Source organism: Amycolatopsis sp. NPDC051371 (assembly GCF_040682155.1).
GTDB lineage: Bacteria > Actinomycetota > Actinomycetes > Mycobacteriales > Pseudonocardiaceae > Amycolatopsis.
On record NZ_JBFBAG010000049.1, the window covers coordinates 1 to 20,611 of the forward strand.

General features: G+C 72.1%; 21 protein-coding genes and 1 pseudogene. 13 read left to right on the forward strand and 9 right to left on the reverse strand.

The annotated features are described in order from the left end of the window. The first annotated feature begins 239 nt into the window (after positions 1-239). The 5 genes and pseudogenes from AB0M59_RS42065 (at position 240) to AB0M59_RS42085 (ending at position 5,122) form a co-directional block, all read left to right on the forward strand. A pseudogene (locus AB0M59_RS42065) lies at positions 240-831 on the forward strand (IS5 family transposase). 464 nt (positions 832-1,295) lie between these two features. After that, a complete protein-coding gene (locus AB0M59_RS42070) occupies positions 1,296-2,459 on the forward strand; it encodes an RICIN domain-containing protein (RefSeq protein WP_364627047.1) in 1,164 nt (387 codons plus the stop codon). A gap of 58 nt (positions 2,460-2,517) precedes the next feature. Next, a complete protein-coding gene (locus AB0M59_RS42075; protein WP_364627049.1) occupies positions 2,518-3,048 on the forward strand; it encodes a hypothetical protein in 531 nt (176 codons plus the stop codon). Next, on the forward strand, positions 3,045-4,592 hold the full coding sequence (locus tag AB0M59_RS42080; RefSeq protein WP_364627051.1) for a tachylectin-related carbohydrate-binding protein: 1,548 nt from the start codon (positions 3,045-3,047) through the stop codon (positions 4,590-4,592). Before AB0M59_RS42075 ends, AB0M59_RS42080 begins: the two co-directional genes overlap by 4 nt. Before the next feature lie 86 nt (positions 4,593-4,678). Continuing rightward, positions 4,679-5,122 (forward strand): YdeI/OmpD-associated family protein, encoded by a 444-nt coding sequence (locus AB0M59_RS42085; protein ID WP_364627053.1) that lies wholly within the window; start codon positions 4,679-4,681, stop codon positions 5,120-5,122. A gap of 20 nt (positions 5,123-5,142) precedes the next feature. Here the strand turns inward: AB0M59_RS42085 and AB0M59_RS42090 are convergent, their stop codons facing one another. Continuing rightward, entirely contained in the window at positions 5,143-6,606 is a 1,464-nt protein-coding gene (locus AB0M59_RS42090) for a long-chain fatty acid--CoA ligase (RefSeq protein ID WP_364627055.1), read from the reverse strand. A gap of 255 nt (positions 6,607-6,861) precedes the next feature. Between AB0M59_RS42090 and AB0M59_RS42095 the strand changes: the two genes are divergently transcribed. From AB0M59_RS42095 to AB0M59_RS42120, 6 genes are all read left to right on the forward strand, one after another. Further along, positions 6,862-7,206 carry a WXG100 family type VII secretion target gene (locus AB0M59_RS42095; RefSeq protein ID WP_086856673.1) on the forward strand — a complete coding sequence of 115 codons (345 nt, stop codon included), beginning with the start codon at positions 6,862-6,864 and terminating at the stop codon, positions 7,204-7,206. 18 nt (positions 7,207-7,224) lie between these two features. Then, positions 7,225-7,527, forward strand: a complete 303-nt coding sequence (locus AB0M59_RS42100; RefSeq protein ID WP_020644701.1) for a hypothetical protein — start codon at positions 7,225-7,227, stop codon at positions 7,525-7,527. Positions 7,528-7,638: 111 nt separating this feature from the next. After that, the gene (locus AB0M59_RS42105) at positions 7,639-8,025 is read left to right on the forward strand and encodes a hypothetical protein (protein ID WP_364627176.1); all 387 of its coding nucleotides are present in this window, start codon (positions 7,639-7,641) and stop codon (positions 8,023-8,025) included. Then, a complete protein-coding gene (locus tag AB0M59_RS42110) occupies positions 8,022-9,326 on the forward strand; it encodes a WXG100 family type VII secretion target (RefSeq protein WP_364627056.1) in 1,305 nt (434 codons plus the stop codon). The genes AB0M59_RS42105 and AB0M59_RS42110 overlap by 4 nt, the downstream gene beginning before the upstream one ends. 24 nt (positions 9,327-9,350) lie before the next feature. Then, positions 9,351-10,691 carry an alpha/beta hydrolase gene (locus AB0M59_RS42115; RefSeq protein ID WP_364627058.1) on the forward strand — a complete coding sequence of 447 codons (1,341 nt, stop codon included), beginning with the start codon at positions 9,351-9,353 and terminating at the stop codon, positions 10,689-10,691. Next, positions 10,688-11,065: a hypothetical protein gene (locus AB0M59_RS42120; RefSeq protein WP_364627060.1), complete on the forward strand. Its 378-nt coding sequence runs from the start codon at positions 10,688-10,690 to the stop codon at positions 11,063-11,065. The genes AB0M59_RS42115 and AB0M59_RS42120 overlap by 4 nt, the downstream gene beginning before the upstream one ends. Before the next feature lie 173 nt (positions 11,066-11,238). On the opposite strand, the gene AB0M59_RS42125 is transcribed toward AB0M59_RS42120, so the two are convergent. From AB0M59_RS42125 to nadA, 4 genes are all read right to left on the reverse strand, one after another. Beyond that, positions 11,239-12,378 (reverse strand): S8 family serine peptidase, encoded by a 1,140-nt coding sequence (locus AB0M59_RS42125; protein WP_364627178.1) that lies wholly within the window; start codon positions 12,376-12,378, stop codon positions 11,239-11,241. Positions 12,379-12,487: 109 nt separating this feature from the next. After that, a complete protein-coding gene (nadC, locus tag AB0M59_RS42130) occupies positions 12,488-13,381 on the reverse strand; it encodes a carboxylating nicotinate-nucleotide diphosphorylase (protein WP_364627062.1) in 894 nt (297 codons plus the stop codon). Then, the gene (locus AB0M59_RS42135; protein WP_364627064.1) at positions 13,378-15,021 is read right to left on the reverse strand and encodes an L-aspartate oxidase; all 1,644 of its coding nucleotides are present in this window, start codon (positions 15,019-15,021) and stop codon (positions 13,378-13,380) included. The genes nadC and AB0M59_RS42135 overlap by 4 nt, the downstream gene beginning before the upstream one ends. After that, a complete protein-coding gene (gene nadA, locus AB0M59_RS42140; protein ID WP_364627066.1) occupies positions 15,018-16,031 on the reverse strand; it encodes a quinolinate synthase NadA in 1,014 nt (337 codons plus the stop codon). The genes AB0M59_RS42135 and nadA overlap by 4 nt, the downstream gene beginning before the upstream one ends. 111 nt (positions 16,032-16,142) lie before the next feature. Between nadA and AB0M59_RS42145 the strand changes: the two genes are divergently transcribed. Beyond that, the gene (locus tag AB0M59_RS42145) at positions 16,143-16,775 is read left to right on the forward strand and encodes an NUDIX domain-containing protein (RefSeq protein ID WP_364627068.1); all 633 of its coding nucleotides are present in this window, start codon (positions 16,143-16,145) and stop codon (positions 16,773-16,775) included. A gap of 40 nt (positions 16,776-16,815) precedes the next feature. Continuing rightward, positions 16,816-17,532 (forward strand): LON peptidase substrate-binding domain-containing protein, encoded by a 717-nt coding sequence (locus tag AB0M59_RS42150; protein ID WP_364627069.1) that lies wholly within the window; start codon positions 16,816-16,818, stop codon positions 17,530-17,532. A gap of 1 nt (position 17,533) precedes the next feature. Here the strand turns inward: AB0M59_RS42150 and AB0M59_RS42155 are convergent, their stop codons facing one another. The 4 genes from AB0M59_RS42155 to bioB all read right to left on the reverse strand — a co-directional run bounded on the left by AB0M59_RS42155 (position 17,534) and on the right by bioB (position 20,524). Further along, positions 17,534-18,568, reverse strand: coding sequence for a M48 family metallopeptidase (locus AB0M59_RS42155; RefSeq protein WP_364627071.1), 1,035 nt, complete (start codon positions 18,566-18,568; stop codon positions 17,534-17,536). A gap of 60 nt (positions 18,569-18,628) precedes the next feature. Further along, the gene (locus AB0M59_RS42160) at positions 18,629-19,225 is read right to left on the reverse strand and encodes a DUF2567 domain-containing protein (protein WP_364627072.1); all 597 of its coding nucleotides are present in this window, start codon (positions 19,223-19,225) and stop codon (positions 18,629-18,631) included. Between the two features lie 119 nt (positions 19,226-19,344). Next, positions 19,345-19,548 (reverse strand): hypothetical protein, encoded by a 204-nt coding sequence (locus AB0M59_RS42165; RefSeq protein WP_364627074.1) that lies wholly within the window; start codon positions 19,546-19,548, stop codon positions 19,345-19,347. Beyond that, on the reverse strand, positions 19,535-20,524 hold the full coding sequence (bioB, locus tag AB0M59_RS42170; RefSeq protein ID WP_364627180.1) for a biotin synthase BioB: 990 nt from the start codon (positions 20,522-20,524) through the stop codon (positions 19,535-19,537). The genes AB0M59_RS42165 and bioB overlap by 14 nt, the downstream gene beginning before the upstream one ends. Between the last annotated feature and the right edge of the window lie 87 nt (positions 20,525-20,611).

The following is a 20,611-nucleotide window of genomic DNA, read 5'->3' on the forward strand; positions in this document are numbered from 1 at the left end:
CGCATCGCGGCCGACGGGTTGCCCGAGTTCCTGCCACCGGTGTTCCTGGACAAGCGCCGAAAACCCAGGCGCAACAACCTGCACCAACCACTGCCGTTCGCGGCGTGAACAATCGAACACGGGAAAGGCCCGCAGCCAACAGCTACGGGCCTACACCCGCGTCCGCTGAAGCCGTACCAGCTCATCCACCTGGGGCGTGTCCTCAAAGTTGATGTGGTCGGGTGCTTTGATCTTCGGTCGTGGTGCGAAGACTTGAGCTGACTGATGAGCAGGGGCAGGTGATCGAGCCGTGATCAACGGGATGCTGTTCAAAGCCCAGACCAGGATGGCGTGGCGAGATCTGCACCGGTGTCCCACACAGGGGGAAGCCCGAGCGTGGGACGGGCAGAGCGAGCAGGTGATCATGCCATCGGCCGGTCCCACCACCAAGATCCACCTGGCCTGCGACGGCTGACCACTGTCGTCGTGCTGACCGGCGGCAACGTCAACGACCGCACCCAGTTCACCACGGTCATGTCCAGTGCCGAGTCCACAACCTGGCGGGGACGAGTGGCGACCCGGCGAAGGCGGCTCCTGGCGGACAACGGCTACTCCCAGCCGCGCTATCCGCAACTACCTGCGCCGACGACACATCCCAGCGACCATCCGAGCGCCCCGGCCGGCCCCGCGGTCGCCGCCGACCTTAGATCGCATCGCCTATCGGCGCCGCAATGTTGTCGAACGCTGCCTCAACCGGCTCAAGCAGTCCGTGCCATCGCCGCCCGCTTCGAGAAGACCACCCTCTCCTACCGCGGGGTGATCGACCTGGCCACACTGCTCATCTGGCTTTGAGGACAGGCCCTGGCGACCGTCCGCCGGCAGCCGGGCCCGGCCGACCGCAAACACTCCGGGTCTCCTCAGATCCAGCGTCGAGGCTCCGCCACGAACCGTCGCCACCTTCCGGTACGAGCGCGACCGCGGCCACACCGCCGTCCGGGCCGGAAAGAATTGCGAGTACCAAACAGACCGCCGTTCCGGAATATGAGGTACATCACCGGCCCTTCCGGTAATACCCGACCTTCTTCTCCGATGGGATCACCGGGACCTGGCCCGCACCACCGCGACCACCGCCACGGCGGTTGCGACGTTCGGCGTCTGGACAGGTCAGGCGGGATCGACTAGGGGAGGAAAACCGGTCGGGGGGAACCGGCCATCTTCACGCATTCGCGCCATTCCCGGTGAGCGGGACATCGCTCACCGGTCCGTCGTGCACGGAAAACGCATTTCCGCGCAACGGAATTCACCGAGGGGAATCGATGCCACGCGCACTCCGGAAGACCGGTGCGGCGTTCGCCGTCCTGGCCGCCGCGGGACTGATCACCGCGACACCCGCCCAAGCCCTCACCGGCGGCACGCCCGCCGCCCAGGGCAGCTACGCCTTCACCGCGCAGATCAGCGGGGCCCACGGCTGCACCGGTGCGCTGGTCGCCCCGCAGTGGGTGCTCACCGCCGCCGCCTGCTTCGGTCCGGCGCCGCTGCCCGCCGGGCCGCCCGCCACGCCCTACTCGGCGACCGTCGGGCGGGCCGACCTGAGCGGGACCGGCGGGCACACCGTCCAGATCACCACCCTCGTGCCCGCCGCCGACCGCGATGCCGTGCTGGCCAAGCTGGCCCTGCCGATCGTCGACGTCGCGCCGGTGCCGCTGGCCACTCATGCGCCGGTCGCCGGGGACGTCCTGCGGCTCGGCGGTTACGGCCGTACCGCGGACACCTGGGTGCCGGACCGGCTGAGCACGGCGACCTTCACCGTGAACGGCGTCAACGGCTCCGCGCTCGACGTGACCGCGACGAGCGGGGACGCCACCACCTGCCTCGGCGACGCCGGCGGCCCGGCGCTGCGGGAGACCGGGACGCAGGTCGAACTCGCCGCGATCAACAGCCGTTCGTGGCAGCACGGCTGCTACACCTCCACCGAGACCCGCCAGGGCACCACCGAAACCCGGGTCGACGACCTCGGCGCGTGGGTGCGCCAGGTGACCGCGCCGGTCGCCGCGGCGATCGTCGGCAAGGCCAGCGGGCAGTGCCTGGACCAGGACTGGTCCGGCGGGCAGGAACACCCGACGCTCAACGCCTGGCAGTGCTGGACCACCGACCAGACCAACCAGCAGTGGAAGGTCACCTGGGTCGGCGGCGAAACCGTCTCGATCGTCAACGCCCGCTCGGGCAAGTGCCTCGACCAGGATTACACGGGCAACCAGCCGCACCCGACCGTCAACGCCTGGCAGTGCTGGACGCCGCTGGGGGTCAACCAGACCTGGACCGTCCGCCCGCACTACGAAGACGGCACCGTGACGCTGGTCAACAAGCTCAGCGGCCAGTGCCTGGACCAGGACTACACCGGCCAGCAGCCGCACCCCGCGGTCAACGCCTGGCAGTGCTGGAACCCGGCCACCGCCAACCAGCGCTGGATCCTCCGCTAAGACCGTCGCCCCGCCGGCCGGAACCGGTCCGCCGGCACGCACGAGAAGGACGAACACCATGCAGCTCACCAAGAAGCTCGCCGTCGCGGCCGCCGTCGCGATCGGGCTCGCCACCGCCGGGGTGTGGTCGGCAGCCGCCGCCTCGAACGCGACCCAGGCCGACGACACCCAGCCCTCGCTCGTCGAGGACTACTCCTACCCGGGTGCCGCGCAGATCCTGGCGCAGTACAACGTCACCCTCGTCTCCGGCGACGGCCACATCCTCTTCGCGGACTGCGCGACCCCGCCGGTGGACAACGTCAGCGTGATGCAGGTCCGCTCCACCGAGAACGTCGGCACCAACGGCCTCGTCTGCTTCAAGGTGCTGTCGCCGACCGGGCACCTGGAGCTGCGCATCCCGGCCGTCTACGAGATCCGCGGCGACGGCCGCACCAGCGGCGCCGGGCACAAGGTGAAGGCCGAGGTCACCACCGACGCCGGCCAGCACTCGACCGTGGACGTCAACCCGAGCGGCAGCACCCAGGTCGGCATCGGCGCGAACCCGAACAACGCGCCGACCACCCTCCTCCAGCTGACCGCCGCGCCGTGACCCACGGGCGAGGAAAACCCGCGCGCAGAACCAGGATCACCGTCCTGACCGCCACCGTGCTCGCCGGCGGCCTGCTGGCCGCCACGCCCGCCGTCGCCGTATCCGGTGGGACGGCGGTCCCGGCCGGCACCCACCCGTTCCTGGCCCGGATCACCACGGCGACGAAGGCGTGCTCCGGCGCGCTGATCGACCCGTCGTGGCTGCTCACCTCGGCGTCCTGCCTGACCGCGACCGAGTCCGGCGCGTCGAGCGAAGCCGCCACCGTCACGGTCGGCGACACCGTCACGGCGAAGGTGGCCAAGGTCGTCCGCAACCCGGGGCGTGACGTCGTCCTCGCGAAGCTGGCCGCCCCGGCGACCGGCGTCGCGCCGGTGGCCGTGGGCAGCACCGCGCCGCAGGCCGGGGAAACCCTGCAGGTGGCCGGGTTCGGCCGGACCGCGACCGACTGGGTGCCCGCGCGGCCGCGCGTCGCGCCGTTCACCGTCGCCGGCGTCCAGGGTTCCTCGGTCGCGATCTCGTCGGCCGACGGCGTGGACACCTGCAAGGGCGACGCCGGTGGCCCGGCCTTCCGCGTGAGCGGCGGTACCGCCGAGCTCGTGGCGCTCAGCAGCACCTCGTGGCAGCACGGCTGCCTCGACGTCACCGAAACCCGCCAGGGCGGCACCGAAACCCGCGTCGACGACCTCGGCGGCTGGATCCACCAGCACATCGTGCCGACGCCCGTGTCGTGCGCCGCCGCCGGCGCGGCGATCTGGACGGCCCGCTCCGACGGCAGCCTCTGGCGCTACGTCCACTCCTCCGCCGCCGACGGCGGGCTGACCTGGACGACGCCGAACGCCCCGATCGGCTCCGGCTGGACCGGCCGGACGCTGGCCGGCAAGGGCGGCGTGATCTGGGACGTCCACCGCAACAACAGCGCAGCCGACCCGAACCCGAGCGGCACCCTCAAGCGCTGGGTGTACTCGACCAGCACCGGCTGGAGCGGCGGGAACGACGTGGGCAGCGGCTGGGCGCGCTACCTCACGCCCGAGTACGCGAACCGGATCACCGTCGACCAGCAGAACCGCATCTTCATGATCGACGACCAGAACCGGCTGAAGGTCTACCTCTGGAACGACGCCACGGGCTGGTGGGTCAACGGCGTCGGCGACGTCCTCGACACGGGCTGGGACCGGTTCGACTCGATCACCGCGGCCGGCGACGGCGTGCTGTACGCGCGGAAGCCGACCGGGGAGCTCTTCCGCTTCCAGTACGACTTCACGACGTCGGCGTGGGTCGAACGGAACAAGCCGGTCGGGGTCGGCTGGCAGATGTTCAGCGAGATCTTCTCGCCGGGCGCCGACATCCTGTACGGCCGTGGCAGCAACGGGACGAGCCCCTGGACCGGCCAGCCCGGCCCGGTCCTGCGCTGGTACCGCCATTCCGACAACACCGACACGTGGGCCCCGTCGGGCCCGGACGGCATGGGCGTCACGGTCGGCTCGGGCTGGAGCGCCGAGGTCCACGTGACCGCCGCGCCCGACTCCTGCAAGCTCACGGGCTAGACGTCTGATCCCCGTGAAGGCCTCCTTACCGGCCATAAGAGCCGGTAAGGAGGCCTTCACGGCTTTCGGCGGGCATACTCGCTCCCGTGAAGTTCCGTACTCAGGTCCTGCTCGGCGGCAAGACCGCGACCGGGCTGCCGGTCCCCGCCGACGTCGTCGAGGCGCTCGGCGCCGGCAAGAAGCCCGCGGTCACCGTGACGCTCGGCGGGCACACCTACCGGTCGACGATCGCGAGCCGCGGCGGACAGTTCCTGCTGCCGCTCAGCGCGGAGAACCGTGAGCAGGCCGGCGTCACCGCGGGCGACGAGGTCGACGTCGAGGTCGCCCTCGACACCGCGCCGCGCGAACTGGAGATCCCGGCGGACCTGGCGGAAGCGCTCGCGGCCGACGAGCCGGCACGGACCCGGTTCGAAAGCCTTTCCTACAGCGCGAAACAGCGGTTCGTGCTGCCGATCGGCCAGGCGAAGACCGAGGAGACCCGGCAGCGCCGCGTCGCCAAGGTGATCACCGACCTGCGCGCCGGGAAGTGACGGACGCGGGCACCCCACTTCTAGTCCACGACGGACGCCCGCAGCGCCGCCTTGTCCGGTTTCCCCGACGGCGCGATGGGAACCGCGCCCACGAAGCTGAACCGCGCCGGCACCGCCGCCTCCCCCAGCTCCGCCGCCACGGCCTTGCGCACCGCGTCGAGGTTCGGCTCGCGGCCGGGGACCGGGAGCACGAACGCGTGCGCCGCCTCGCCCGTCAGCGGGTCCGGCACCGCCACGACGTACGCCTGGTCGACGTCCGGGTGCGCCGCGATCGCCCGCTCGATCGGGCCGGTGTAGTGGATGACCGCGTTGACGATCACCACGTCCCGCGCCCGGCCGGACAGGTGCAGGTACCCGGCGGCGTCCAGCGAACCGAGGTCCTGCGTGCGTACCCAGCCGTCGCGCAGCACCTCGGCCGTGGTGACCTCGTCGCGCCAGTACCCGGCCAGCGCCGACGGCGTCCGCACCCAGACCTCGCCCTCCGCGCCGGCCGGCAGCGGTACACCCGTGGCGTCGCGGACCTCGATTTCGACGGTGTCACAAGCCTTCCCGACGGATCCGGATCCCTCGCCGGCGCCGCAGATCGTCAGCATCCCGGTCTCGGTCTGGCCGTACGCGTGGTGCATCGCGGGCCCGATCAGTTCGCACGCCGCGGCCAGCTTGTGCGGCGGCACGGGCGAACCGGCCACGACCAGCGTCCGCAGGCCGCTCAGGTCGACGTCCTCGGTGCGCAGCACGTCCAGGACCTGGTGCAGGCGCGGCACGGTCATCAGCGCCGCGGTGATCCGCAGCCGCGGCAGCACCCACGGGAAGTCCGGCAGCTCCTCCGGGACCACCGCGGTCCCGCCGGCGAGCAGGCACACGCCCAGCTGCTCGAGCATCACCGCGCTGGTGAGCGTGCCGAACAACAGGAACCGCCCGAACCCGGCGCCGAGGCGCTCGTGGGCCGAGCCGGGTGCCGGCGCCCGCCACACCCGGCCTTCGGTCAGGGCGCGGTAGCTGTAGGCGACGCCCTTCGGCACGCCGGTGCTGCCGCTGGTGTAGACGACCGTCGCGATGTCGTCCGGGCGACCTCGCGGCACCGGCTCTTCGTAGGCCGCGAGCAGCTCGGGCCCGACCCGCAGGATCGGCAGGCCGGCGACGGAGCCGAGCAGCTCCGGTGTCTCGGACGCGGCGTCGACGACCAGCGCTTCGACGTCACCGACGACGTGGCGCAGCTGCGGCACGGGCAGGCCGGGCCGCACCCCGACGACCCGGCAGCCGAGCACCTGCGCGGCGACGATCGCGGCGAACCCCTCCGGCGTGACGGCCGTGGCGATGCCGACGCCGTCGCCCGGCCCCAGCCCGGCCGCCCGCAGGCCCGCGGTGAACCGGCCGACCAGCTCCCGCAGCTCGCGCCGCGACGTGACGCGCGAGCCGTGTTCGAACGCGGGAACTTCCGGGGCGCGCCCCAACTCGTCCAGCAGTGCCTGCGGGTGGACCATCTCGACCGCCTCTCGCCCGGGGCGTCCGGGTCTACCGGGCGGATCTCAGAATTTCGGCAGAATCGCACTGACCAGCGGTTTTCCCCGTCTGCCACGGTGGACGGACGACCGGGGCGGCCCCTGTGGGTATAAGTGCCGTCAGTGCGACCGGCAGTTGTGCCGTTTGACCACACCAAGCTCTTTTCTAGCGTGACTTTCACACCGCGCGGACCACCGCGCCAGGGGTATTCGCTTCAGGAAGGAGGTGGCCCGTCCATGTCCAGTCCGGGATTCCAGGCAGATTCCGCTGCCATGACACGCGCCGTCCAGGGTTTCGAGGAAACCGCGACGAACGCCAAGTCCACGATGGCCAGCTTGGAGTCCGAGCTGACCGAGGCGCTCCGCAACTACAAGGGTGACCAGGCCGTGGCGTTCTGGGACCTGCAGCGCCGGCTCCAGGAGAAGATGACCGTGGCGGTGAAGGAGCTCGACACCATGTCGCAGCTCGTCCACACCAGCCACCAGAACTACGGCCGCGGCGACGCCGACGTCCACCAGAGCTTCCAGGGGGTCGGCAACTCCCTCGAGGGCTCGGGCGTGATCCCCCGCCTCAACCCCTGACCCGAGAGGACGCACCCGATGGCCGACGTCGTCGAAATCAACTTCGCCGCGCTGCAGCACAGCTCGGCGTCCCTGGCCGCCAAGGCCAAGGCACTCACCTCGCAGCTGGAGCAGCTGCACCAGAACCTCCAGCCGATCACCGCGACCTGGTACGCCTCCGGCAGCTCCGCCGGTGACGCGGCCCGCCAGTCGGAGACCCGGCTGCGCCAGGCCACCGCGGACATCGTCGCCATCATCGCCCAGTTCGGCGGCAAGGTCGGCGAGGCGCACGACCTCCAGCAGTCGCTGGAGAACCGCAACCAGGGACTGTTCGCGGGCTGAGCCGCGCCCAGATGTCGGTCGGCCGGTGCGAGGCCCTGTTTTCCTTCTCCCCCAGCTCGCACCGGCCGACCGGCTTTCCCTCCTTACGTGCGACGAGAGAGCCGGGACCCGATGCACGACCAGTCGTACTACGTCCACCTGGAATCGCTGAAGGACTTCGTGCGGGAGCTGGAGACCCAGATCCACGCGATGGCCAAACCGAACGACTTCCTGCTCACCCTCGGCGACGAGCCGCTGCTGTTCGGCGAGTTCGGCGAGGCCGGGTCGCTGGCCGACGCCCACCGCGCGGCCGTCTCGGAGATGCAGGGCCTGCTCGACCAGGTCCGCAGCGCGATCGGCTTCGCGCAGGACGTGACCACCACGGTCGCCGACGGCTACCAGAACGCCGACGAGGCAGTCGCCGGGGACCTCCACACCTCGGGCGCCGTCACCGGCCTGCTCGACCCCGTGCTCGGCCTGCTCGGCCTGGGCGACTCGGACGGGAGCCGCAAGGGATGACGAACACCGCGCACACGAACTTCGCCGCGTACAGCCACCAGCAGCTGTACGCGATGCTTCAGGCGGGCGACCCGAACAGCGCGCGGCACGCCGCCGACAAGTGGAAGTCCGCCGCGCTGCACCTGCACGAGCAGGCCCACAACCTCAACTCGGAGCTCACCGAGTTCAAGGACCAGTGGACCGGCGGCGCCGCCGACCAGTACCAGCACATGATCGTCGACCTCGCGAACGGCATCTCCAAGGTGGCGCAGACCGCCGAGGCGATGAACGTGATGCTCGACGACGCCGCCGACGCGCTCGTGAAGGCCAAGAAGGAGATGCCGCCGCCGGTTTCGGTGCCGGACGTCTCCCCCGCCGACGTCGCGCTCGCGGTGAACCCGCCGCTGCTGCCGCCGGACTCCTCGCCCGCCGTCATGCAGGCCGCGGCGCAGCAGCGCCAGCAGGCCATCGCGAACGTCGAAGCCCAGCAGTCCGCGGCGAACGCGGCCGGGTCGGCGCACGGCAAGGCGATCGTCGTGATGACCCAGCTGGCCGGCGAGTACAGCACCGCCGAGGAGTCGATCCCGGCGTCGCCGAACGCCGTGCAGACGCCCACCGCACCGCCCGCCGGCGGCGGCGGCGCGGGAAGCGCGGGCTCGCCCGGGCTCGTCGGCAACGGCGTCACCGATCCCGGCGTTGTCGTCACCCCGACCGACGGGCACCCGCTGCCCTCGACCGGCACGCCGCAGCAGCCGGGCACCGTGCCGACGTCGAACCCGCTGTTCGGCGACATGTTCACCGCCGGGCTCGCCGCGGCTTCGGCCGCCGCGTTCGGCCGGTTCGGCTCGATCATGCCGAAGGTGCCGTCGTGGGCCACCGGCAAGGATCCCAAGGACGGCAAGGAAGAAGCGCCCGGCACGAAGCTCGGCGGCGGCGGGGCAGGCGTCGAGGGCGGCGCCGGGGGCGGCATCCCGATCGGCGGGGGTGACGCGCCTTCTCTGGGTGGCGCCGGCGGTATCCCCGGCGGGGCCGGGATCGGCGGCGGGGCCGACGGTCCGGCGGCGCACTCCGGCCTGGCCGGCGACGGCGGCGCGGGCAACGCGCTCAGCGGGCTCGCCGGCGGCGCGGCCGGTGCCGCGGGCGCGGCGGCGGCCAAGGGCGCGATGCCGATGATGCCCATGATGCCGATGGGCATGGGCGGTGGCGGCGACATGGGGTCCGGGCGCCGGATCCCCGCGTGGCTGGTGGAGACGGAGAACGTCTGGGGCCAGTCGGCCCCGGTCGCGCCCCCGGTGATCGGCGAAGAGCCGGAAGCGTACTGATCCCTCGAAGAACGGAGGCGGGCCGTGACGGCTGCCGGCTATCGCGTCGCCCCGGCCCGCCTCGACACCGTGGCGGGCGAGTTCGGCACGCGGGCGGACACGCTTTCCTCGGCGCGGTCCGCGGTGGCGGGCGAGAAGGTCCCGGCTGGCGCGTTCGGCCGGGTCAGCGAGTCCGCCGCCGCGGCCAAGACGTTCGAGAAGACGATGACGGAGCTGGGTTCGAAGCTCGGCGAGCACGTCTCCCGGGCCAAGAAGCTCCAAAGTGGACTGACCGAGTCGGCGGCCGGGTATCGCCGTGCCGACGCGCAGGTCGCCGCGATGTACCGGGCGCTCATGCCCGAGGATCCCCTGCCGGCCGCCGGAAACCCCGCCGGGATCGGCGGTTCGGCCGACACCGGCGCGTGGGCGCAGGCGATCGAGCGGAACCGCACGAAGGTCGCCGACGCGCTGACCGCCGAGCGGTCGCGGCTGGCGGCGCTCACCGACGCCGACGAGATCGCGCGGTCGCAGTCGCGGATCAAGCTGTACGAGGACATCCTCGCGAACCACCGGCAGATCCTGAAGTTCGACCCGGCGGGCAACGGCCGGATCGCCGAGCTCGTCGGGCACATCGAGCCGGGAACGCGCAACGTCGGGCTGTTCGTCCCCGGCGTCAACACGCAGATGTCCAACTTCGACGCCTACGCCGGCCTCGGGCGCAGCCTGGTGGCCGCGGACCCGACCGGGCGCACGGCGATGGTCGTCTGGGCCGACGGCGCGTTCCCGCAGAACCCGGTGCTGCAGGGCCCGGACGCGAGCTACGCGCAGACGATGGCGCCCGACCTCAAGAACTTCACCGACGACCTGCGCGGCGAGATCGCGGGCCACGCGGGCTCCGACGTCACGCTGACGGCGATCGGGCACAGCTACGGCGGCGCGACGGTCGGGCTGGCCGAGACGCAGGGCCTCGACGTCGACCGCGTCCTGCACGTCGAGTCGGCGGGCATGGGCCACGGCGTCTGGTCGCCGGCGGATCTGCCGGCGAGCCAGGCGGGCATCCAGCGGTTCTCGATGACGGCGCCGCTCGACCCGATCGAGGTCGCGCAGGGCAACGCGTGGGGCCTGGAGTGGACCGGCATCGGGCACGGCGCGGACCCGGACACGTTCCCGGGCGTCACGGAGCTGGAGACCGGGCGGGACGCGTCCGGGGATCAGCTGTGGGGCCTGTCTTCGCACAGTGACGTGCTGAAGCCGGGTTCGGAGTCGTGGACGAACATGTACCGCGTGATCACCGGCGGGCCGACCACGGCCGATGGCACCTTCGACCCGAATGGCATCCTCGAGAACGGCGTCGAGTTCCTCAACGACGGGGGTGTGCTGCGATGAGCCCTGAACTGGACCGCTTGGCGGGCGAGCTGACCGACGTGATCGACGGCGTGGCGGCGGTGTTCGGCCCGTCGGCGGACCCGACGGTGAACGGCGAGCTGGACTGCGACCCCACCCGGCCCGGCAACCTCTTGTGCTGGCAGTACGGCGTCCGTCTCGAGCACTCGGGAGAGCCGGAACGCCGGCTGGCCGAGGTCGTGCTCCCCACATTGGAGCAGCGCGGCTGGCAGGCCCACGACCGCAGCACCGCGCGCGAGCTGATCGCCCGCTTCAGCCGCGAGGGCGCGGACTTCACAGTCCACGTGGCGCGGGCCAGCCACGCGGTGGCGATCATCGGCTCGACCCGCCCAGTCCCCGCCGTGTCGACCCCGTAATCACACGAGTTACGTCTCCAATCACGCGAGTTCCGCCTTCAATCACGCGAGTTCCGGCGAACCGACCGTCCAGGTACGCGAGTTCGCCGTGCCGGTACACCGAACTCACGTGATCAGAGACGTAACTCGCGTGATTGAGCACGTAACTCGCGTGATTGGAGGGGCATCACGGGTTACGGCGTGAAGCGGGACGGGCGCCACTTCCGGCGCCGGGCCCGGCGGACCGCCGCCACCGCGACTCCGGCGGCTGCCGCGAGAGCCACGCCGGCCAGCGCGATCGTGCCGGCCGTGACGTCGGAGGTCGGACGCGCGGGCGCCGCCGCCGGGACCACCGCCGGAGCCGAACCCGCGGCGGGAACCGCGCCCGGGGGCGAAACGTCGGCCGGCAACGTCGAAGAGACCGCCGCGTACGCGTCCAGGACTCCCCAGCCCAGCCGCGGGTCGTGGCCACCCGAACCCGGGCGGTGCGCCGTGAGCTCCAGCCGCGTGACGACCTGGTCGCCGGTCAGGTCCGGGTGGTAGGCGCGGACCAGCGCCGCGACGCCGGCGACGTACGCCGCAGCCAGTCCCGGGTCGGTCACCGGCCAGCGGTGCGCCACCGCGCCGCCCGCTCCCGCCGACGTGCTGACCAGCTCCGCCCCGGGTGCCGCGACGCCGACGTAGTCCCCCGCCTCCGTCTGCACCGGCTCGCCCGCGGGGTTCACCGACCCGACGGACAGGACTCCGGGCGTCGCCGTCGGGTACGACCGCGCGCCTTGCTGGGTCGCCGACGCCGCCGAAACCACCACGGCGCCGGACGAACGCGCCCGCGCGACCGCGCCGGACAACGCCGGGCTGTCGAACGCCGCGGGCACCGCGATCAACACCACGCTCGCGTGCCGGTCCACCGCCGTGTCGATCGCGTCGGCCAGCGCGCCCGGGTCGCCCCCGCCGCCGTCGGCCGACGACGAGCCCGAGCCTTCCGTGTACCGGATCGGCAGCAGGTGCGCGCCGGGCGCGACGCCGGCGAACGTCGTCGACGCGTCCGGTTGCGCGCCGACGATCCCGGCCGCGATCGTGCCGCGCCCGTCGCAGTCCGACCGCTCGGTGCCGGCGCCGCCTTCGAGCTGCCCGGGCGCGAACTGCGTGTTCTGCGCGTCGACGCCGGTGCCGATCACGGCCACCAGCTGACCCGCGCCCCGGGTCAGCGGCCAGAGCCGCGCCGGGTCGACGAGGCGCTGGCCCCACGGGACCTCGCCGGTGTACGTGCCGGACGGGTTCGCGCACTGGCCCTGCGGAGCTGCGACGGCGGACGCGGGCAAGCCCAGCGCCATGAGGCCCGCGACCGCGAGCACCGCCGGTATCCGCACCCGAGCCCCCCGAAGAGAAAGACGGTGGCGGAAAAGGACTTCCGCCACCGCCAGTTTACCCGGGAAAAGCCGTTCAGCGAAGGTCCATGCCCAGATCCAACGCGGGGGAAGAGTGGGTCAGCCCGCCCACGGACAGATAGTCCACACCGGACTCCGCGTAGGCCCTACCACGGTCGATGGTGAGCCCACCAGAGGATTCCAGCCGCGTCTTCGGGGAAACCTCGTCGCGGCGCGCGATCGCCTGCCGGCACTGCTCCGGCGTGAAGTTGTCCAGCAGCACCTCGTCGGCGGCCGCGGCCAGCGCCTCCTCCAGCTGGGAAAGGGTGTCGACCTCCACCTCGCAGGCCAGCTCCGGTGCGTGCGCCCGGGCCGCGGCCAGCGCCGCGGTCACCGAACCCGCGGCGACGACGTGGTTGTCCTTGATCAGCACCGCGTCGCCCAGCCCGAGCCGGTGATTCACCCCGCCACCGCACCGGACGGCGTACTTCTGCAGCAGCCGCAACCCCGGCAACGTCTTGCGGGAGTCCCGGATCGCGCAGCCGGTACCGTCCACTTCGGACACCCAGGCGGCGGTCGCGGTCGCGACGCCGGAGAGGTGGCACAGCAGGTTCAGCGCCGTGCGCTCGGCCGTGAGCAGCCCGCGCACGGGACCGCGCAACACCAGCGCGGGTTCCCCCGCCACCAGCCTGTCACCGTCTTCACGCCCGGCCAGCACCTCGTACGAAGAGCCCAGCACCATGTCGAACACGGCCAGCGCGACCGGCAGCCCGGCCACCACACCGTCGACGCGCGGGGTCAGCTCGGCGACGGCGACCGCGGAATCAGGCACCGTCGACGCGGTCGTCGCGTCCGGCCCGTACCGCAGATCTTCGCCGAGTGCCGTGGAAACCACCCGTGTCACGTCCTCGACGTCGAGGCCGGAGGCGGCGATCAGGCGGAGAACCGGTTCGGAGATCGGGAAAGTCATGCCACGCCCTCCAGGGGGATCGGGTCGGCCAGCACCGGCTGGCCGGATGGGCTGAGCCGGATGAGCTGACTGCGCCGCCATCCGTCATCGCGCGAGGGGAAGTCGGTCCGCACGTGGCAGCCGCGCGACTCGGTGCGCCGGACGGCCGCGGCGAGCAACGCCTGCGCCACCACGGTCAGCGCCGCGTCTTCGACGGCTGCGTGCGTCCACAACGGACTGTCCTGAGTCGACAAGTCGAGCACGGAACCCGCGGCGGCGAGGCCGTCGGCGTCGCGGCCGATCGCCGCGTACCGGCTCATCACACGCTGCAGCGCGTCGCGCCCGGCGGCCGGCGCGGTCGTCCACGACGGGAGCCGGCCGCGCGACGGATCGGCCAGCAGCCCGGCCGCGAGATCCGCCGCGACGGCCTCCGCGACACGCTGCCCGACGACCAGCCCTTCGAGCAAGCTGTTGGACGCCAACCGGTTCGCGCCGTGCAACCCGGTCCGCGCCACCTCGCCCGCGGCGTACAGCCCGGGCACCGACGAGCGTCCGTCCACGGTGGTCACCACGCCGCCGCACGAGAAGTGCGCCGCCGGGGTCACCGGGATCGGGTCCGAAGCCGGGTCGAGCCCCAGCGCCGCGCACGCCGCGAACACCGTCGGGAACCGCTGGGCGAACCCGGCGATCCCGGTCGCGTCCAGGAAGACGTGGTCGTCGACCCCGCCCGGCGCCAGCGCCATCCGGCGGGTGATCGCCGCCGCGACGACGTCACGGGGAGCCAGGTCGCCGAGCGGGTGCACGCCCGCCATGACCGCCAGCCCGGCGCCGTCGACCAGCGTCGCGCCTTCACCGCGGACGGCCTCGGTGACCAGGGGGCAGCGTCCCCGCGCGCCCGGGGTGAACAGGACGGTCGGGTGGAACTGGACGAACTCGATGTCCGCCACGGTCGCCCCGGCCCGCAGCGCGAGCGCGAGCCCGTCGCCGGTGGCGATCTCCGGGTTCGACGTCGCCTGGTAGAGCTGCCCGATCCCGCCGCTGGCCAGCAGCACGGCCGGCGCCCGGACGACGCCGGGAACACCGTTGCGATCGAGCACGGTGACGCCCGCGACCCGGCCGCCCGGGGTGCGCAGCGCGTCGACGGCGATGTGGTGCTCCAGCACCGGCACCCGCGCCTGCCCGGCCTGCGCGACCAGGGCGCGTTCGACCTCGGCGCCGGTGGCGTCGCCGCCCGCGTGGATGACGCGGAACGCGCTGTGGCCGCCCTCGCGGGTCCGGGCCAGCAGGCCGTCACCCGATGAGTCGAACGTCGCGCCGTCCGCCCGCAGCCGGGCGATCGCGGCCGGGCCGCCGTCGAGGATCGAGCGGGCGGCGGCCTCGTCGACCAGCCCGGCGCCCGCGGTGAACGTGTCCTCCGCGTGCTTCGCGACCGAGTCGTCGAGGTCGTGCTGGTCTTCCAGGACCACGGCGACGCCGCCCTGGGCCCAGCGCGTGTTGCCGTCCTCGACCGCCGCCTTGGTGACGACCAGGACGTGCAGCCCGAGGGACTGCGCGCGCAGCGCCGCGGTCAGCCCCGCGACGCCACTGCCGACCACGACGAGGTCCGCGCGAGCTTCCCAAACCGGGGTTTTCGCCCGTGGGTCATTAACCGGCGTGGTCATTCGCCGCCGCCGGGCTGCCCGATCTCGATCATCCGCTGCACCGAGGCACGCGCTTTCGAAGCGGTTTCGAGGTCGACGTGGACCTCGTCGAGACCGTCGCGCAGGCACCGCAGCAGCGCGGCCGGGGTGATCATCTTCATGTACCGGCAGGACGCGCGGTCGTTCACCGCGCGGAAGTCGATGCCCGGCGCGGCCTTGCGGAGCTGGTGGATCATGCCGATCTCGGTGGCCACCAGCACGGTCTTCGCCTTCGTGTCGCGAGCCTCGTGGACCATGTCACCGGTCGAGAGGATCTTGACCCGGTCCGGCGCCACGGCACCCTCGCCGGCCAGGTAGAGCGCCGACGTCGCGCACCCGCATTCGGGGTGGATGAACAGGTCGGCATCCGGCTCCTCGGCCGCGCGGGCGGCCAGCTCCGCGCCGTTGATCCCGGCGTGGACGTGGCACTCCCCCGCCCAGACGTGGATGTTGTCCCGGCCGGTCACGCGCTTGACGTGCGCACCGAGGAACTGGTCCGGCAGGAAGAGAACCTCCTGGTCGGCGGGGATGGAGGCGACGACGTCGACCGCGTTCGAGGACGTGCAGCAGATGTCCGTTTCGGCCTTCACCTCCGCCGTGGTGTTGACGTAGGAGACGACCACCGCGCCCGGGTGCTCGGCCTTCCAGGCACGCAGCTCGGCGCCGGTGATGGAGTCGGCCAGCGAGCAGCCCGCCCGCGCGTCCGGGATCAGGACGGTCTTCTCCGGGGCCAGGATCTTCGCCGTCTCGGCCATGAAGTGCACGCCGCAGAAGACGATGGTGGACGCGTCACTGCTCGCGGCGATGCGGCTGAGCGCGAGCGAGTCGCCGGTGTGGTCGGCGATGTCCTGGATCTCCGGGACCTGGTAGTTGTGCGCGAGCAGGACCGCGTCGCGCTGCTTCGCCAGGCGCCGCACCTCCTCCGCCCACTCCGCGTTCGCCTCGACCCCGCCGAACGGGGTGAGGCCTTCCGGAACCAACGTGCTGGTCATCGGGCCCTCCTGGACCTGTCTCCGGTTTTCGCCTTATAATCGAAAACCGTGCGAAGTCATCTTAACACCCAGGCCCCCCTGGCCCACGAGGTTTTGGGAGCGGTCCTTCAAGTGCGCTCGGACACACTGCGGGTGCTGCTGTGGCGCCGCGCGCTCGACCCGCACCTCGGCCGCTGGTCGCTGCCGGGCGGGCGGCTGCGGCCCGACGAGGACGTCGAGACGTCGGTCCGGCGCCAGCTCAAGGAGAAGGTCGACGTCCGCCGGATCGAGCACGTCGAGCAGCTGGCGGTGTTCAGCGACCCGCACCGGGTCCCCGGTCCGCGCGTGGTGGCGACGGCGTTCCTCGCCCTGGTTCCCTCCGACGCCGACCCGGAGGTGCCCGAGGACACCGAGTGGCACGACGTCGCGAAGCTGCCGCGAACGGCGTTCGACCACGAGGCGATCGTGCTGCGCGCCCGCGACCGGCTGCGCTCGAAGCTCTCCTACACCAACCTCGGGTTCGCGCTCGCGCCCGACGAGTTCACGATTTCCGCGCTGCGCGGGCTGTATTCGGCGGCGCTGGGCTACCGCGTCTCGGCGACCAACCTGCAGCGGGTGCTTTCGCGCCGCGGCCTGCTGGTTCCCACCGGTCGCACGGCCCCGCCGGGTCGCGCCGGCGGGCGTCCCGCGGCCCTGTTCTCCTTCGCCGGCAAGGGCATGCAGATCACCGATCCGTTCGCGGTGTTCAGGCCGCCGAACCGGTGACCATCCTGCGGTGGAGGCGTTCTCCCCTTACCGTGGACCCGTGACAGAGCCGGAATCGGAAAGCGACGCGACGACGACCTTGCTGCCGTTGTTCCCGTTGCAGACGGTTCTGCTCCCGGGGACCAAGCTGCCGCTGCACATCTTCGAACCGCGGTACCGGCAGCTGATGGCCGACCTCGTCAGCGGCACGGTGCCGGGGCGCGAGTTCGGCGTGGTGGCCCTGCGGTCGTCCCTGACCCGTGAGGTCCGTGGTCTGGACCAGCTGTACGAGATCGGCTGCAGCACGGTGCTGCGCGAGGCGAAGCGCCTGCCGGACGGCCGGTTCGACGTCGTGACGCAGGCCCAGCGCCGCTTCCGGCTGACCGACCTCGACTGCGTGTCGGCGCCGTACATGATCGCGTCGGTGGAATGGGTCGACGACGACCCGGTGGCCCCGGCCGGCGACATGGCCGAGCGCCTCGCGGTGGTCGCCCGCACGGCGCACCGGCGCTACTGCGAAACGGCGTGGCGCAGCGACGACTGGCACACCCCCGACGCGGACACCGAACTCGCCGAGCTGGCCTACCAGCTGGCCGCGGACTGCCTGCTGCCGCTGGAAGACCGCCAGCGGCTGCTGGAGGAACGCCACCCCCTGCGCCGGCTCCGCATCGCGTGCCGGCTGCTGACGCGGGAGGCGGGGTTCCTGGACACGCTCGGCGCGGTGCCGCTGCCGCCCGGCGAGCTCACCGATCTCAGCAAGCCCGCCAGCCTGAACTGACTCAGTCGCCGGTGCCGTTCCCGTTGCCGAACTTGTTCCACACCTTGCCCGCCGTGCTGGAGACCGCTTCACCGACGTCGCTGAACACCTTCGTCAGCGGGTCGGTCGAAGAGCTCCACGAGTCCTTGTACGACTTCGCGGCCGACTTCAGGTCGTCCTTCCAGTCGGACGTCGGTGAGTCGTCGTCGCGACGCGGGTAGTCGCCCGCCAGGATCGCCCGGTAGTCCTCCGACGCCGCCCACCTCTGCAGCTGCGCCGCGCGGACCACCGCGAACGGGTGCGACTCCGTCTCGACGAACTTGAGCTTGAGGAAGCTGTCGCGGATGTCCTCGACCGACTCGTACTCGGCGGCCTGCTGCAGGAACGACGGGATGTCGATGCGGGCCGGGTCGATGCCGCCCGCGATCTGGATCTGGGCGCGCAGCGCGGCCGTCGGGTCCTGGCCGCACAGCAGCCCGGCGCGGTCGCACGACAGCTCGGCCTTGCGGAACCACTCGCGCAGCGCCGCGATGATCGCCCGGATGCCGAGCGCGCTGACCGGTGTCCACGACATCGCCAGCTGCAGGGCGATCAGGCGCACCATGATCGTGCGGTAGACGACGTGCCCGGACAGCACGTGGCCCATTTCGTGCCCGAGCACGAACCGCAGGGACTCGTGGCTCATCAGCTCGACGAGCCCGGTGGTGACGCGGATGAACGGCTCGTCCATCCCGACCGCTTCCGCCTGGATGCGCGGGTCCTGATAGACGAACAAGTTCGGCACCGACGGCAGGTCGAGCGTCTCGGCGCATTCGTGGCGCAGGCGATCGAGCTCCGGGTACTGCTTGGGCCCGACGCGGATCGACGACGCGAGCGCCATCAGCCGCTCGCCGCGTTCGTTGTAGAAGCCCGAAACGGCCTTGACGACCTGAGCGAATCCGGGCACCGCGCGCAACGTCGCGAGTGCGCCGCGGTCCACCGGGTGTTCGTAGGCGCGCGGGCTGATGCCCGGGAAACGGACGGCGTGGTGCCGCGAAACTTCGATGTCTTCGGTCACTGGACCCCCTGTGGTCGAGGGGCCAGCCTAGGGGACGGTGTCCGGCGCGGGGGAAGCGCTTCAGCCGAGCCGGCGGCCGAGGTCGTCGCGGCCGTTCCAGGTGGCGAGCAGGCTGTAGACCATCGTCACGCCGAGCGGGCCGGTGAGCAGCACCCACCACGTCTCCAGGCGCGGCGCCAGCTCGATCACCGAGCCGAGCGCGGGCGCGTCGGTGATGGCGTAGTGGCTGTTCGCCCAGCCGACGCCGAGCAACATCCCGAGCGCACTCGCGAGGGCGACACCGAGGACCGCGGCGAGCAGCACGACCGGCCCGCGGCGCTCCCGCAGCAACCAGACGACGACACCGACGACGATCCCCAGCCCGAGCGTCATGAGGCCGAAGACGGCGAGGTCGTCGAAGCGGTGCCAGCTCTCCAGCTCGAGGGCGCCCTGGGTGCCGTCGGAGCCGATGATGCGCACGCGCTCCGGCGGCGCGAGGCGGGACCAGGCGAAGGCGAGCGGGAAACTCAGCAGGCTGAGGGTGCCGAGCACGCTCACGGCGGGCAGCAGGTCGGCCTTGACGACGACCCGCGGCCGCCGCTCCCGGAACAGCACGGGCACCGACCACGGGCCGGCGACGGCCGACGGCCGGTGCGCGGGCCCCGACGACTCACTCACCCGGACTCCCTCCTACTGCGTGCGACCGAGCGTAACCGGTCGGTGCGAGGAGGCGGTGAGCCGCCGGTCGTGTCGCGGGCCGGACGACAGGAATGAGTCATTCGCGGCACCTCCGCGAGTCAGCCGCTCGCCGTCTCCCCGTGCCTGCTGCAGCGAGCCGTCCAGCCGAGCGGGCTCACCTGGACCACCAGCCGCCGCGCGCAGAACGTGCAGTAGCGCGGCGGCTCCAGCGCCGTCCTCGGGTTGTGGCACGCCGGGTGGTCGGCGCCACCGGCCGACTGCTGTCCACAGTGGACGCAGAAAGCGGCGTCAGAGGCTGTCACTGAGCGCCTTGATGGGCATCTTGAGCCCCTCGAGCATCTCCAGGTCCGCCGAAGCCGGCCGGCCCAGGTTGGTCAGGTAGTTGCCGACGATGATCGCGTTGACGCCGCCGAGCATGCCCTGCTCCGCTCCGAGGTCACCGAGCGTGAGCTCGCGGCCGCCGGCGAAGCGCAGCATCGTGCGCGGCATCGCGAGCCGGAACGCCGCGACCGTCCGCAGGGCGTCCTTGCCTTCCACGATCTCGTAGTGCTCGTACGGCGTGCCCGGCTGCGGGATCAGGAAGTTCATCGGCACCTCGTGCGGGCTCAGCTCGGCCAGCTGCACCGCGAACTCCGCGCGCTGCTCGACCGTCTCCCCCATGCCGATGATGCCGCCGCAGCAGACCTCCATGCCCGCCTTCGCGACCATCCGGAGGGTGTCCGCGCGCTCTTCCCACGTGTGGGTGGTGACCACCGCCGGGAAGTGCGAGCGCGCCGTCTCGAGGTTGTGGTTGTAGCGGTGCACGCCCATCTCGACGAGCTCGTCGACCTGCTCCTGCGTGAGCATGCCGAGCGAGCAGGCGATCTGGATGTCGTTGCCGTCCTCGCGGATCGCCTTCACGCCCTCGCGGACCTGCGAAAGCAGCCGCTGGTCCGGGCCGCGGACGGCGGCGACGATGCAGAACTCCGTCGCGCCGGTCTCGGCGGTCTGCCGGGCGGCCTTGACCAGGTTCGGGATGTCCAGCCACGCCGAGCGCACCGGCGTCGGGAAGCGGCCGGACTGGGAGCAGAAGTGGCAGTCCTCGGGGCAGCCGCCGGTCTTGAGGCTGATGATGCCCTCGACCTCGACCTCGGGTCCGCACCAGCGCATCCGCACGTCGTGCGCGAGGGCCAGCAGGTCGGGCAGCCGGTCGTCCGGCAGCCGCAGCACCTCGAGGACTTCGGCTTCACCCAGGCCGACGCCGTTTTCGAGGACGTGCTCGCGCGCGTAGGCGAGCACGTCTTTCGGGGGCTCCGGGTGGCGGAGCCCCCGGCCCGGGGCGGAGTCCCGGCTGTCACTGACATCGGTGTCCGGGACTGCGGTCAC

Excerpts from the sequence above, each read along its gene's own strand:
- AB0M59_RS42135 (WP_364627064.1), bottom strand. The coding sequence starts at position 15,021 with ATGACCACGCCGGTTAATGACCCACGGGCGAAAACCCCGGTTTGGGAA.
- AB0M59_RS42100 (WP_020644701.1), top strand. The coding sequence starts at position 7,225 with ATGGCCGACGTCGTCGAAATCAACTTCGCCGCGCTGCAGCACAGCTCG.
- AB0M59_RS42120 (WP_364627060.1), top strand. The coding sequence starts at position 10,688 with ATGAGCCCTGAACTGGACCGCTTGGCGGGCGAGCTGACCGACGTGATC.
- AB0M59_RS42125 (WP_364627178.1), bottom strand. The coding sequence starts at position 12,378 with ATGGCGCTGGGCTTGCCCGCGTCCGCCGTCGCAGCTCCGCAGGGCCAG.
- AB0M59_RS42070 (WP_364627047.1), top strand. The coding sequence starts at position 1,296 with ATGCCACGCGCACTCCGGAAGACCGGTGCGGCGTTCGCCGTCCTGGCC.
- AB0M59_RS42075 (WP_364627049.1), top strand. The coding sequence starts at position 2,518 with ATGCAGCTCACCAAGAAGCTCGCCGTCGCGGCCGCCGTCGCGATCGGG.
- nadA (WP_364627066.1), bottom strand. The coding sequence starts at position 16,031 with ATGACCAGCACGTTGGTTCCGGAAGGCCTCACCCCGTTCGGCGGGGTC.
- nadC (WP_364627062.1), bottom strand. The coding sequence starts at position 13,381 with ATGACTTTCCCGATCTCCGAACCGGTTCTCCGCCTGATCGCCGCCTCC.
- AB0M59_RS42095 (WP_086856673.1), top strand. The coding sequence starts at position 6,862 with ATGTCCAGTCCGGGATTCCAGGCAGATTCCGCTGCCATGACACGCGCC.
- AB0M59_RS42105 (WP_364627176.1), top strand. The coding sequence starts at position 7,639 with ATGCACGACCAGTCGTACTACGTCCACCTGGAATCGCTGAAGGACTTC.
- AB0M59_RS42110 (WP_364627056.1), top strand. The coding sequence starts at position 8,022 with ATGACGAACACCGCGCACACGAACTTCGCCGCGTACAGCCACCAGCAG.
- AB0M59_RS42090 (WP_364627055.1), bottom strand. The coding sequence starts at position 6,606 with ATGGTCCACCCGCAGGCACTGCTGGACGAGTTGGGGCGCGCCCCGGAA.